General features: G+C 56.4%; 13 protein-coding genes. 8 read left to right on the top strand and 5 right to left on the bottom strand.

What is annotated here, in order from left to right; all coding sequences use genetic code 11:
• Positions 1-463 precede the first annotated feature (463 nt).
• On the top strand, positions 464-817 hold the full coding sequence (gene iraM, locus KB890_RS12650) for an anti-adapter protein IraM (RefSeq protein ID WP_022631363.1): 354 nt from the start codon (positions 464-466) through the stop codon (positions 815-817).
• A gap of 38 nt (positions 818-855) precedes the next feature.
• Here iraM and KB890_RS12645 read toward each other — a convergent pair whose 3' ends face one another.
• Genes KB890_RS12645 through KB890_RS12635 form a run of 3 tightly spaced genes read right to left on the bottom strand, consistent with a single transcriptional unit; the run spans position 856 to position 3,408 of the window.
• Positions 856-1,617, bottom strand: a complete 762-nt coding sequence (locus tag KB890_RS12645) for an inositol monophosphatase family protein (RefSeq protein WP_031280973.1) — start codon at positions 1,615-1,617, stop codon at positions 856-858.
• Positions 1,618-1,627: 10 nt separating this feature from the next.
• On the bottom strand, positions 1,628-2,641 hold the full coding sequence (locus KB890_RS12640) for a LacI family DNA-binding transcriptional regulator (protein WP_002885046.1): 1,014 nt from the start codon (positions 2,639-2,641) through the stop codon (positions 1,628-1,630).
• Positions 2,638-3,408, bottom strand: coding sequence for an MBL fold metallo-hydrolase (locus KB890_RS12635; protein ID WP_004178284.1), 771 nt, complete (start codon positions 3,406-3,408; stop codon positions 2,638-2,640). Before KB890_RS12635 ends, KB890_RS12640 begins: the two co-directional genes overlap by 4 nt.
• Positions 3,409-3,571: 163 nt before the next feature.
• Here KB890_RS12635 and KB890_RS12630 point away from each other — a divergent pair, with 163 nt between their 5' ends.
• From KB890_RS12630 to KB890_RS12615, 4 genes are read left to right on the top strand one after another with little or no spacing between them, the layout of a single operon-like run.
• Positions 3,572-4,603 carry an ABC transporter ATP-binding protein gene (locus KB890_RS12630; protein ID WP_004178286.1) on the top strand — a complete coding sequence of 344 codons (1,032 nt, stop codon included), beginning with the start codon at positions 3,572-3,574 and terminating at the stop codon, positions 4,601-4,603.
• Between the two features lie 29 nt (positions 4,604-4,632).
• Positions 4,633-5,772, top strand: coding sequence for an ABC transporter substrate-binding protein (locus tag KB890_RS12625; RefSeq protein ID WP_004177835.1), 1,140 nt, complete (start codon positions 4,633-4,635; stop codon positions 5,770-5,772).
• A gap of 60 nt (positions 5,773-5,832) precedes the next feature.
• On the top strand, positions 5,833-6,666 hold the full coding sequence (locus KB890_RS12620; RefSeq protein ID WP_004177833.1) for an ABC transporter permease: 834 nt from the start codon (positions 5,833-5,835) through the stop codon (positions 6,664-6,666).
• The gene (locus KB890_RS12615) at positions 6,663-7,520 is read left to right on the top strand and encodes an ABC transporter permease (protein WP_004186517.1); all 858 of its coding nucleotides are present in this window, start codon (positions 6,663-6,665) and stop codon (positions 7,518-7,520) included. Before KB890_RS12620 ends, KB890_RS12615 begins: the two co-directional genes overlap by 4 nt.
• Before the next feature lie 46 nt (positions 7,521-7,566).
• Here the strand turns inward: KB890_RS12615 and KB890_RS12610 are convergent, their stop codons facing one another.
• Positions 7,567-7,848 (bottom strand): YjcB family protein, encoded by a 282-nt coding sequence (locus KB890_RS12610; protein WP_002885064.1) that lies wholly within the window; start codon positions 7,846-7,848, stop codon positions 7,567-7,569.
• A gap of 506 nt (positions 7,849-8,354) precedes the next feature.
• On the opposite strand from KB890_RS12610, the gene KB890_RS12605 reads away from it, so the two are divergent.
• Positions 8,355-9,959 carry an EAL domain-containing protein gene (locus KB890_RS12605; RefSeq protein ID WP_004177824.1) on the top strand — a complete coding sequence of 535 codons (1,605 nt, stop codon included), beginning with the start codon at positions 8,355-8,357 and terminating at the stop codon, positions 9,957-9,959.
• On the opposite strand, the gene soxS is transcribed toward KB890_RS12605, so the two are convergent.
• Positions 9,944-10,273 carry a superoxide response transcriptional regulator SoxS gene (gene soxS, locus KB890_RS12600; RefSeq protein WP_004151738.1) on the bottom strand — a complete coding sequence of 110 codons (330 nt, stop codon included), beginning with the start codon at positions 10,271-10,273 and terminating at the stop codon, positions 9,944-9,946. The genes KB890_RS12605 and soxS overlap by 16 nt on opposite strands.
• A gap of 84 nt (positions 10,274-10,357) precedes the next feature.
• On the opposite strand from soxS, the gene soxR reads away from it, so the two are divergent.
• Entirely contained in the window at positions 10,358-10,816 is a 459-nt protein-coding gene (gene soxR, locus KB890_RS12595; protein ID WP_002885077.1) for a redox-sensitive transcriptional activator SoxR, read from the top strand.
• Between the two features lie 259 nt (positions 10,817-11,075).
• A complete protein-coding gene (locus KB890_RS12590; protein ID WP_002885078.1) occupies positions 11,076-11,744 on the top strand; it encodes a glutathione S-transferase family protein in 669 nt (222 codons plus the stop codon).
• The last annotated feature ends 14 nt before the right edge of the window (positions 11,745-11,758 follow it).

Below are 11,758 nucleotides of genomic sequence, written 5' to 3'. Positions count from 1 at the left end.
ATGTCGATATTATCGCTAAGGAATGCGATCCGGCGGGACACCCGCGACATTTACCCGAGCGCGGTCTGCGGGCCTCGCGGACCTGGTGACGTACGACGAGGTAACCACGCAATAAATAGCTGCCTGCTATGGTCCTCTCTTCTTGCCAAACCGCGGGTAATACTCAGTGCTGCATCATCTAATACCAATGGCTGAGGCCTCATCCAGAGGGACTAAGACGTATTGTCAATTAAGTTTATATTATCTTATTTTTTATTATATTTTCTTTTTTAAGGTTAATTTGGCTGTTTTTCATCAGGCCTAACCATAAATTTAGAGAGGGAAATGAAACGTTACTAATAATGGAGTATGTTGTTAGGAATTGTCTTAAATCACATAATTGTCAGGGGTGCTTGCGATTTATAACAATGAATGCTATCACTATATATTGTAATAATTTGTAGCATCTTTATAAGGAAGGAATATGAAATGGACTATTCTTAATACCCTGATCTGCCCGCAATCTGGTATCGCCTTCTCGGCTATATCCAGTCTGCGTTTCTTGAAATTTATCATGTGGTACGAGGCTGATGTAATCCTGTTGCCCGGTGAGTCGATAAGACTCTATTCCTCGAGAGTTTTAATTAATGACCAGTATCATTCATTAAAAATCTATAATATTACGGTGTACGACGAGGCGCAGTGGGAAAAATTACGTGAGCGACCATCGTGCCCTTACCATGCCGGTGGCGAGCGGTCTGACTCCTGTTTTTACCAGTCCTTTTGCACGATTAAGCGTTGCCCGAATAATATTTCCCGCAGTGAACCCTGGCGTTAGCCAGTCCACGCCGCCGGTCAGACACCGGCGGCGTGGCGTCATTTCGCCAGCAGGGCGGCCAGTCGAGGCTGGACGCTTGCGCAGCCGGCCAGCACGAGGTTGCCTCGCCGCAGGCCCGCATTGGCGAGAAACGCATTGCACGTTCCGCCCGCCTCCTCAATCAATAGCATGCCTGCCAGCGCATCCCAGCTGTTCATATGCGCTTCATAATAGGCGTGGAGCTGACCGGCGGCGACATGCGCCAGCATCAGGGCGCCCGCGCCAAAACGGCGATACTCCAGACCGGCATCGAGCAGCGTGTCGATGGCCCGGGCGTAGTCGCTGGCCGGGGCCCGGCTGGAGCGCCCCATGCCGATCACCACCGCATCGGGCTCCGGCTCGCGTAGCGTCAGGCGCCGACCGTTGAGATACGCGCCTTCGCCGCGGGCGGCGAAGAAAAATTCATCGCGATCGGGGGCGTAAATGATGCCGAGCGACAGTTCACCCTGGCACACTCGTGCCAGTGAGATGCACCAGTAATCCATGCCGAGGATAAAGTTGGTGGTGCCATCGACAGGATCCAGCACCCAGACGGTCTGGTCGTCGCCTTCAAAACCGCTCTCCTCGCCGAGGAAACCCTCCTCGGGAAAGTGGGCCTGCAGCCAGCCTTTAATCTCTTGTTCTACCGCGAGATCCGCCTGCGACACAAAGTCCTGGCGCGCTTTTTTATCGACCTGTAATCCCGCATCGCGCAGCGCCTGGGCGTGGGTGCCTGCCTGGCGAATCAAGGCGCATAATGACTCTCGTTGTGCTTCCGTCATAGTCCTGCTCTCAGATAACAAAGGGCGACGTGCGCCGGTGAATTAAGGTTACCTCCACCCAGGTGGTGCGTGAAGGTTGCGAAGGGTCGGCGGCGCGCTCCAGAAGCCGGGCGAGCGCCTGGCGGGCGATCGCCGCCACATCCTGATGTAGCGTGGTGAGCTGATAGCTATATTGCGCGGTCGTCGGCGTGTTATCAAAACCAATCAGCTGAAAATCCGCCGGAGCCTCTCTGCCGCGCTGGCGCATTCCATCGAGAAAGCCACAGGCAAGCTGGGCGTTGGCGCAGAAGATCCCCTCCAGCGCCTCGTCGGCGAGCGCCGCAGCCTGTAACCCGCCCGCGTAACCTTCTTGCTGACAGGCGAGGATCGCCAGGTGGCGTTCGACGTCCACTCCGCGCGTCTGCAGCGCCCGGCCGAACGCTTCCCCGCGCATGCGGCCGGCCCAGGTGGAAGGATGGTGGTTGAGCCAGCCAAAGCGCTGACAGCCGCTGCGCAGCAGCTGGTCGGCGGCCAGTTCGGCGCCGGCGGCGTTGTCAGAACAAACGTAATCCACGCCGGGGATCGTCGGCTGACGATTAATGCCCACGACCGGAATATGCTGCTGGACGCACTCGTTCACCAGCGCCTCCGGCGGCTGGCCGGAGGTGACGATAACGCCGGAGACGCGAAACTGAGCGAAACGGCGCAAGGTCTGCGCCAGATCCTGCTCGCTGTGGATCTCGCTCACCAGCGCCTGAAAGCCCTGGCGCTGGATCTCGTTAAGCAGCGCATCAAGCAGGGTACTGCGAAAAGGATCGCTGATGCGCGAGACGATCACGCCGATTAAGTGGCTGCGCTGGCGGTTCAGCCCCTGGGCGAGGAAGTTAACCTGATACCCCAGCTCTTCGGCGGCGCGCAGTACCCGCGCCCGGGCGTCGGGAGAGATGCTGCCGTTGTTGCTCAACGCCCGGGACACAACTGCCCGGGAGACGCCCGCTCGCCGGGCAACATCCTGGGCGGTGACGCTGGGTTTGCGTGGGTTCATAGGAGGTACGTCTCGTCAGTGGGCGTGGGACGCGGCAGCGTTAAGGTGAGTCCATCCCGGGAAACGAATAAGCCCGGCCACGGCTGACAGGCCTGCTTTAGCGCCGACAGAGAAGCATCCTCGCAGTGATAGAGCCCCAGCGCCGGGAGCTGCAGCGTTCTGAACAGCATCAGGCAGGAGGGGAAATCGCCATGCGAGGCGTCATCGTCCAGGGCTGCTACCGAGGCGCACTCCTGAAACGCCAGCCCGGCGCCGGCCATCAGGGCTATCGAGTCGGCGGTCGGTCGGCCATCGCCGCTGTAAAACAGCGTCTGCCCGGCAATGGTGATGCGGATGGCGCGATTACTCAGCTCATGCTGGGTGGGGGCAGTGCGGATCTGCCAGTCCTGCCACGTCCAGGCTTCGCGGCATTCCTGCCAGTCGATGGTGAAACCAAGGTCCGCCTGCGGCCAGTTCGCCAGCGCGGCCAGCTGCATGAGCACCGGCTGCTGCGCCGGCTGGCAGTAGATAATGACTGGCTTCTGACGGGAATAACTTTTCCAGTGGTTCAGTAGCGCCGTCAGGCCGGTGCAGTGGTCCGGGTGAACGTGGGTGAAGTAGATCGCGTCGATATCGTTGACCTCGCCGCCGCGCTGCCAGAGCGCGCGGGGAACGGTGGGGCCACAGTCGATTAACCACTGTTTGTTGTCCGCATCGATCACCCGCAGCGCGGAGGTATTTTGCGTGCAGGAAAAGGCGCTCCCGCAGCCAAGCACATCTATTTTCATTTACCCTCGCCAAAATTTTTTGCCGCTTAATTAAATTGTCATAAATACCCGACAAAGTAGGCTCACATCATGTCGAGTCAACGTTGCATTTTTTTTACAGCCAAATGAACACGTGTTCACCTTGCTAAAAAAAATGCCGCAGCAGCGCTTTCAGGTAGCGAATATGAGTTATTTACAGATCTCCGGCCTTAAAATTAGTTATGGCGATAAGGTGGTTTTACATAATATCGATCTGGCGGTAGAGCAGGGAGAGATGATTGCTCTACTGGGCCCGTCGGGATGCGGAAAAACCACGCTGCTGAACGCCCTCTGCGGCTTTATTCCGGTGCAAAGCGGCGAGGTGGCTATTGCCAGCCGAACGATCACTCATCTTGCGCCGGAGCAGCGCAATATCACCATGGTATTTCAAAGCTACGCCCTGTGGCCGCACCTGACGGTAGCGCGCAATATCAGCTATGGCCTGAAGCTGCGCAAATGGCGCGGGGCGGATATCGCGCGGCGGGTGGCGGAGCTGCTGCGAATAGTCAATCTCGAAGGGCTTGGCGAGGTGAAAGTGACCGAACTGTCGGGCGGCCAGCGGCAGCGGGTGGCGCTGGCGAGAGCCCTGGCCATAGAGCCCCAGGTGCTGGTGTTGGATGAGCCGTTATCTAATCTGGATGCCAAAGTGCGCCTGAATGTGCGCCATGAAATTAAATCTCTGCAAAAGAGACTGGGGTTCACGTCATTAATTGTCACCCACGATCAGCAGGAAGCCTTAGTGATGGCGGACCGCATTGCGGTATTAAATCAGGGGCGTATTGAACAAACCGGCACGCCGGAAGAAATATATCAACGCCCCGCGACGCCCTTCGTCGCTGATTTTATGGGGGCCGATAATAAAATAATTTCCGGTGAATTATCCGCTGCCGCAATATCCGGTTTATCTGCCGCTCAGCAGGGTGACAACGTTATTTATTTTCGCAGCGCCGATGCCGCGCTCGCTGAATTAACGCAGCCTGCGCCGCAGGAGGGGCTGGCTCTGGAAGGCGTGGTGGAGCAAAGCGCGTTTCTGGGCAATCTGTATCGTCACAGCGTGCGCTGCCATGACCGCCTGCTGCTGGCGGATGCCGCGCAGTGCTGGCCGACAAAAAGCCGCGTTCGGCTCCATGTGCCAACGCCGGCCCTGCATATTTTTCCTTTACCACTATCACAGTGATATCAGCGTGTTCATTCTGGGGACAATCCATGTTGACTAAGACGAAAGCAGCGATCGTAACGACCCTCTTCCTGAGCCTTGGCGCACAGGCCGACACCATTCTCAACGTCGCCACCGCGGGCGATCAGAATATGGTGGATTATGTAAAAACCTGGCTGGGGCCAAAATTTGAAGCCGCTCATCCCGGCGTCAAGGTGCGGGTGATCGGTACCGGCCCCGGCGACGCCGGGTCGAATAAAATTAGCGAGAAGCTAACGGCCCAGCAGGAGAGCGGCGCGCAGCAGTGGGATATCGACGTCGCGGTAGTGCACCAGAAGGCGGGCGGTGAGCAGGTGGCAAAGGGATTGCTGCAAAAATACCGTCAGGATATTCAGACCGGCGGCATGGTGAGTTCGCCGAGCGCCACCCAGGCGCTGGGCGTTAACGTTGACGGATACGTGATGCCGATGTTCTTAAGCCAGACCGCTATCGCCTGGAACAGCGATCTGGTCACTACCCCGCCGGCGTCGTATGACGAGCTGGTGGCCTGGACGCAGAAACACCCGCAGGCTTTTGGCTATAACGGCATCAAGAATGGCATGTCCGGCGTCAGCTTTGTGGTGGGCTGGATCTACGCCTACGGGACCGACGCCCAGCGTCTCTCCGCCGGGCCCTATGATAAAAGCGTCGAAAAAGGCTGGCAGCAGGCCTATGAGAAGCTAAAGGCGTTCAATAAAAACGTAACTTTCACCCCGGGCAACGCCGGGACGCTCGATATGCTGAGCCGGGGGGAAATCGCCATGGGCCCGGTGTGGGTCGATATGTTCTATAGCTGGAAAGATCAGGGCAAGCTGCCGCCGTCGATCAAGCTTGCTTTACTGGCGCCGGGCATGCCGGGCCAGCCGATGTATTACGTCATCCCGGCGAAGGCGGCGAATCCGCAGCTGGCGCGCGACTTTATCGCGCTAGCCACCAGCCCGGAAGTGCAGGCGCAGGGGATCGTCAAGCAGTTCAACTGGTATCCGGGCATCGACGCCGGGCAGGTGAAGCCGAAGCTGGATGCGGCGACCTGGCAAAAGCTGTTTGCCGAAATCTCGCCGGAAGCGCTGGCGAAGTATGGCAAAAGCTTCCCGATCGCCCCCTACTTTGACGATATCAAAGAGGGTTACGAAAGCCAGGTGGCTAATTAAACCTTTTTCCAGCCCGGGCCGCCGTCCCGGGCGCTTGCTTGTGCTGACGCCAGGTTTATTATGTCCAGTTCATTAAAATATCTGCTGCTGGTTGCCCCGGCGGCGCTGATGATCGCGATCCTGTTTTTGTATCCGCTGGGGTTTTCGCTGGTCTCGGCGTTTACCGCGCCGGGACAGCCGTTCACCCTCGATCACTTCCGCAAGGTCTATGCGCTCTACGCCAGCGATGTGCTCTTTTCGCTGCTTATCGTGCTGATCTCGGTGGCGCTGTTAGCGCTGCTCGCCATTACCCTGTCGGCAGTGATTGCGCTGTCACCCTGCCGACCCGTTGTGCGTCTGCTGGGTTTTTTGTATCGCCTGCCGCTGTTTATTCCTTTTATCGTTGTTGCCCAGATGATGCGCACTTTTCTCGCCAAAAATGGCCTGATGAACAATGCGCTGGTGGCGGCCGACCTGGTCACGCCGCTGGAGACGCTCTCCTGGCTGGGATGGAAAGGGATAGTGATCACCTTTGTCTGGAAGCAACTGGCCTTTGCCACGCTGCTGATCTGCGGGGCGATGGCGGCGCTGGAGTCGTCGCAGATCCTTGCTGCACGTAATCTTGGCGCCTCCCGGCCGCGGATCCTGTTCGATATCATGCTGCCGCAGGTCCTGCCGACTATCGGCGTGGCGCTGGTGCTGTCGACGGTGACCATGATGTCGGTGCTGTCGGTACCGTTGATGATCGGCGTGGGAACCCCGACGATGCTAACCGTGGATATGGCGTTTCGCGTCAATTCCTATGGTGATTACGCGGTGGCGAATGCGCTTGGCGTGGTGTCGCTGGCGATCTGCGGCGCGCTGTCGTGGTTTTACCTGCGCCACAGCCTGCAGCAAAAAGGCGGTGAATCATGAAAGCGCTGGCCCTCGTATCAACCCCGGCATGGTGGGTGAAAGGGCGCCGTAAAGTGCGCGCCAGTCCGGTGCTGCAGACCCTGCTGCTGCTGTTTATGCTGCTGGCGATGTTTGGTCCGCTGCTGAACCTGTTGATCTGGACCGTAGCGGAAAGCTGGTATTTTCCCCATTCGCTGCCCAGCCGGTGGGGGCTGAAGTACTGGTATCAGGTTTTCAATCCATACAGCGATGTCTCCAGCTCGCTGTTAACCAGCGTGCTGATCGCTCTGTTATCGGTGGGGGTCTGTTTGCTGATTTCCGTACCCGCCGGCTATGCGCTTTCCCGGCGGAAAATGCCATTACGGATGCTGTTCATGCTGCTATTTCTTATCCCGCAGGCCTTTCCTAACCTGACGGTATACATGAATGTTGCCCGATTGTTTTATCAGTGGGGATTGAACGGCAGTATCGCAGGGGTGGTGCTGGTGCATAGCGTCCACGGTCTGATGTACTCGGTGTGGATCTGTGTGGCCGCGTTTTCAGCCATCGACCCGCTGCTGGCGCGGGCATCGCGTAACCTGGGCGCCGGGCCGGTGTATACCTTCTGGCACATTGTGCTGCCGCAGGCGGCGCCGGGGATCGTTGCCGCCAGCATCTTTGTTTTTCTGGAGTCGCTGGATGAGTTTACCGGCACTTTCTTCGTCGGGGCGCCGGATATCACCACGCTGCCGCTGCTGCTCTATAACGCCAGCATGTCGGGTAACTATCAGGTCTCGTCGATTACCGCGCTGATTTTGCTGGCCCCATCGCTGCTCTTTATGGTGGTGATCCATAAATTTATGCGTCCGGAGATGATGGCGAAATTAGGGAAATAAGGGCTGCAGAAAACGAAAAAGCTTCCCGTCGGGAAGCTTTTTAACCTCAGGTCATCATCATTGGCCATTCTGGCGGCGTCTGACTCATGACTTCAATCATCACATCTTTGATATTGCCCCAGATTTTGGCTATATCAAGCAGGGTGATACCGAGCAAACCGGTGGCGAACCAGCAGGCGGCGGCCAGGCCGAGGCAGCTGCAGATCACCGCCAGACCGGCGTAATCGCTTTTGCGAAGCTGAATATTCAGTGAGCTGGCGAGAAACATCAGTACCGCGCTCACCAGGGGCCAGCGCAATAATACGACACTGGTAGTAATGGAAGCCATTAACCTATCCTCAAAGAAAGTCGGGAGCCATGGACGACCTGACGCGACTGACGATGGCATAGCGCTCTGGTCTCAACTGGCGTACTAGAGAGTGATGAAACGCCATTTCTGTTTCATCAACTTGTGTGAACTATATCACACTTGGCGCTTTATTCACCAGTCAAAAAATGAGCTTTTGCTGCGTTTAATAACTATGAAGTTTGTGTGGATATTGGTGAGCAACCCCGGGAAGCATATTTTCATTCACTGCCTAATGATTATTATTCTGCGGGTTTTATTACCTGTTCTTGTTTATTACACGGAGAAACCGAGTCAGATGCGCGTCTATTCTTAATCTTGCCGGAATATCTTCCGAATACCTGATAAATAAGTATTATTCATCACCATCAGAGGTAAAACTGACGCTCGTGAGGGCTGTCGGATGTCAGCTGATGTCTATCGCAATCGCGATTGCTAACGTGTTCGGGCTACCTTAATTAAGGCATATCGCATGGATGTAAGCGTAAATGGGTGACAGTGCGCCGCATAAGGCGCTAAGACTCATCGGAACAGGTTTGGTTATTTTATTGCCAGTGGTGCTGGCATTGTGGTTTGCCCAGCTGCGGGCTAAAGCCGAAACCATTGATCAATTACACTCATTTTCGCAGCTGGCGCTGCAAAAAACGGAAATGGTCATCCGGGAAGCGGATCAGGCTCGGGCTAAAGCCAGCCAGTATCGCGGTGAGTTGTGTTCAGCGGATCACCAGCGTTATTTACTGCATATTGTGCGCGGCCTGCTGTATGTGGAAGATCTGATCTACGCTAACGGCCAGCGCTTTATCTGTTCAACGTCCGTTCATCAGCAAACCGGCTGGCGGATGCCGGCGGCTAATTACACCAAAAAGCCGGATGTCGCGATTTACTATTACCGGGACACGCCGTTTTATCCAGGCTTTGCCATGAATTATATGCAGAAGGGGCCCTATGTTGTGGTGGTTAATCCCTTCTCGTACAGCTCAGTGATCGCCAGCGACCGCGATTTAGCCTATGGCGTTTTCGATACCAAAACCAACCTCTTTTTCTCGGTAAGTAACAATGTCGAGCCCGCGGAACTCCATGCGTTAATTCGCGAAGGCGATACCTTTTTTAATCAGAATGGCCGGGTGTATACGATCGCCCGCTCCGCTATTCGCCCCATCGCCGTCATTATGTCCACCTCGCGGGCCAGCTACTATCACAACTTTTGTGACCAGGCCAGTCTGACGCTGCCGCTGGGGATAATTTGCAGTATTTTACTGGTGCTGGTGTGGTCGCGCACCCGCCGACAGTATCACTCGCCGCGCAATATGCTGCAGCGGGCTCTGAGCTGCCGCCAGCTGCGCCTGCACTACCAGCCGATTATCGATATTAAAAATAACCGCTGCGTTGGGGCGGAAGCGCTGCTGCGCTGGCCTGGGTTTGACGGTCCGGTGATGAACCCGGCGGAGTTCATTCCGCTGGCGGAAAATGAAGGCATGATTGCCCAGGTCACGGACTACGTGGTGGATGAACTGTTTTATGAAATGGGTGAGTTTCTGGCCAGCCATCCACAGTTGTATATAGCCATCAACCTCTCTGCGTCGGATTTCCATTCGGCGCGGCTGATTTCACAGATCAGTGAGAAAGCGCATAGCTACGCGGTCTGTATCGGACAAATCAAAATCGAAGTGACCGAGCGCGGGTTTATCGACGTACCGAAGACCACGCCGGTGATCCAGGCGTTCCGCGAAGCAGGCTATGAAATTGCCATCGACGATTTCGGCACCGGCTACTCGAATCTGCATAATCTGCACGCGCTGAACGTCGATATCCTTAAAATCGATAAAACCTTCGTCGATACGCTCACCACCAACAACACCAGCCACCTGATTGCTGAACATATCATCGAGATGGCGCGCGGGTTGCGGTTAAAGACGATTGCAGAAGGCGTGGAGACGCCGGAGCAGGTAAGCTGGCTCTACAAGCGCGGCGTACAGTATTGCCAGGGCTGGCTGTTTGCGAAAGCGATGCCGGCGCGGGAGTTTATGCAGTGGTTAGCCAATGCTCCCGCGCCCGCGAACGTGCCTCAGCCGCCGCGTCACGCGGAGATCTGATGGCGATAGTCGCTGGGAGTGCGGTCAAACTCGCGGCGGAACACCCGGGAGAAGGTTTGCTGCGAGACGTAGCCCAGGTCCATGGCGATATCAAAGATCGGCCGCTGGGTGGTTCGCAACGCTTCCGCCGCCAGCAGCAGGCGGCGCTGGCGAATATAGTCCCCCAGCGTCTGATGCATCACGGTACGGAACATCCGCTGCAGGTACCACTTCGAGTATCCTGACTTTCTGGCGACTATATCAATGTTAAGTGGTTGATCGATATGTTCATCAATCCATTCAATCAAAGTTTGAATAATATCCTGATGGGACATAAAGCGGCCTCTCTCAATTCTCGATTCGTCGTTTTGTCTGCAGGCGAGTATAATTCCTCAAGTTAACTTGAGGTAAAGCGCTTTATGGAAAAGAAATCACCCCGCATCAAAATGCTGTTGACGCCTGGAGAAGTGGCAAAACGAACCGGCGTGGCGGTCTCGGCCCTCCATTTTTATGAGAGTAAAGGACTGATCCACAGTCAGCGGAATGCCGGCAATCAGCGGCGCTACCGGCGTGACGTTCTGCGCGCGGTGGCGATTATCAAAATTGCGCAACGTATTGGCATCCCACTGGCCACTATCGGCGACGCGTTTGGCGTGCTGCCGGAAGGGCACAATCTCAGCGCAAAAGAGTGGAAGATGCTGTCATCGCAGTGGCGTGAGGAGCTGGATCGGCGCATTCATACCCTGACGGCGCTACGCGACCAGCTCGACGGCTGTATCGGCTGCGGCTGTTTATCGCGACGCGACTGCCCGCTGCGCAACCCGGGCGATAAACTGGGGGAAGAGGGAACCGGCGCCCGGCTGCTGGAAGACGAGTGATAAAACTAAAGCGCCACAACTGGGCGCTTTAGTTGTTTTCCGGTCTTGGTCTTTCGCATTATCTCGCTGGTTCGCGAGAGGGTTTCCCCCGACGTCGACGTCCCTCAGTATTGCGCAATCTGTTGATGGAGGTTCCGGTTTGCGTCGACACTTTAACTATGGCATCTGTCGTCGCTTTTTCCTCACTATTTTGCTGAAATTTTCCCGGCAATGAGCGCCTGTTTCTATAGTTAATTTGAACAAACTACGGGAGAGGCTCATGCTGACGGTACATCATCTTAATCAATCACGATCGCAACGCGTACTGTGGGCACTGGAAGAGCTGCAGCTGCCTTATCAGATAGTCCGCTATCAGCGGGAGAAAACGATGCTGGCGCCGGCGGCGCTGAAAAAAATCCATCCGTTGGGCAAATCACCGGTACTGGAAGACAACGGCTATGTGCTGGCGGAGTCCGGGGCGATCCTCGAGTATTTGCAGGAAACCTGGGACAGCGGCGGGTTGTTGAAGCCGCAGGGAATTGACGACAAACTGCAGTACCGCTTCTGGCTGCACTATGCCGAAGGCTCGCTGATGCCGCTGCTGTTAATGAAGCTGGTGTTCGCCAGCCTTGGCAAACCCCCTGTGCCCTTTGGCGTTCGCTCGCTGGGTTCGCTGCTGGGCAAGGGGATACAGAAAACGTGGCTCGATCCGCAGCTGGCCACCCATGCGCGGTTCATTGACGACCATCTTGCCGCACGGCCATGGTTCGCTGGCGAGCGGCTGAGCATGGCTGATATCCAGATGAGCTTCCCGGTGATGGCATTGTTGGCGCGCGGCGGCATGCATGACCTTGTCCATATCGAGGCCTGGCGTCAGCGAGTGGAACAGCGACCGGCCTGGCAACGCGCCATCGAGCGCGGCGGCCCCTTCACCTTACCCGGCGCCTGAGATATCAGCGGATC

The organism is Klebsiella sp. P1954, from assembly GCF_018199955.1.
In the GTDB taxonomy this organism is placed as follows: Bacteria; Pseudomonadota; Gammaproteobacteria; order Enterobacterales; family Enterobacteriaceae; genus Klebsiella; species Klebsiella pneumoniae.
The sequence above is the reverse complement of the archived record's forward strand: the minus strand, read 5'-3'. Positions and strand labels throughout refer to the sequence as shown.

What these genes read in the sequence shown, in the direction of transcription:
- KB890_RS12605 (WP_004177824.1), top strand. Translation starts at nt 8,355, where the DNA reads ATGGGTGACAGTGCGCCGCATAAGGCGCTAAGACTCATCGGAACAGGT.
- soxS (WP_004151738.1), bottom strand. Translation starts at nt 10,273, where the DNA reads ATGTCCCATCAGGATATTATTCAAACTTTGATTGAATGGATTGATGAA.
- KB890_RS12645 (WP_031280973.1), bottom strand. Translation starts at nt 1,617, where the DNA reads ATGACGGAAGCACAACGAGAGTCATTATGCGCCTTGATTCGCCAGGCA.
- KB890_RS12625 (WP_004177835.1), top strand. Translation starts at nt 4,633, where the DNA reads ATGTTGACTAAGACGAAAGCAGCGATCGTAACGACCCTCTTCCTGAGC.
- KB890_RS12640 (WP_002885046.1), bottom strand. Translation starts at nt 2,641, where the DNA reads ATGAACCCACGCAAACCCAGCGTCACCGCCCAGGATGTTGCCCGGCGA.
- KB890_RS12615 (WP_004186517.1), top strand. Translation starts at nt 6,663, where the DNA reads ATGAAAGCGCTGGCCCTCGTATCAACCCCGGCATGGTGGGTGAAAGGG.
- KB890_RS12635 (WP_004178284.1), bottom strand. Translation starts at nt 3,408, where the DNA reads ATGAAAATAGATGTGCTTGGCTGCGGGAGCGCCTTTTCCTGCACGCAA.
- KB890_RS12590 (WP_002885078.1), top strand. Translation starts at nt 11,076, where the DNA reads ATGCTGACGGTACATCATCTTAATCAATCACGATCGCAACGCGTACTG.
- iraM (WP_022631363.1), top strand. Translation starts at nt 464, where the DNA reads ATGAAATGGACTATTCTTAATACCCTGATCTGCCCGCAATCTGGTATC.
- KB890_RS12620 (WP_004177833.1), top strand. Translation starts at nt 5,833, where the DNA reads ATGTCCAGTTCATTAAAATATCTGCTGCTGGTTGCCCCGGCGGCGCTG.
- KB890_RS12610 (WP_002885064.1), bottom strand. Translation starts at nt 7,848, where the DNA reads ATGGCTTCCATTACTACCAGTGTCGTATTATTGCGCTGGCCCCTGGTG.
- KB890_RS12630 (WP_004178286.1), top strand. Translation starts at nt 3,572, where the DNA reads ATGAGTTATTTACAGATCTCCGGCCTTAAAATTAGTTATGGCGATAAG.
- soxR (WP_002885077.1), top strand. Translation starts at nt 10,358, where the DNA reads ATGGAAAAGAAATCACCCCGCATCAAAATGCTGTTGACGCCTGGAGAA.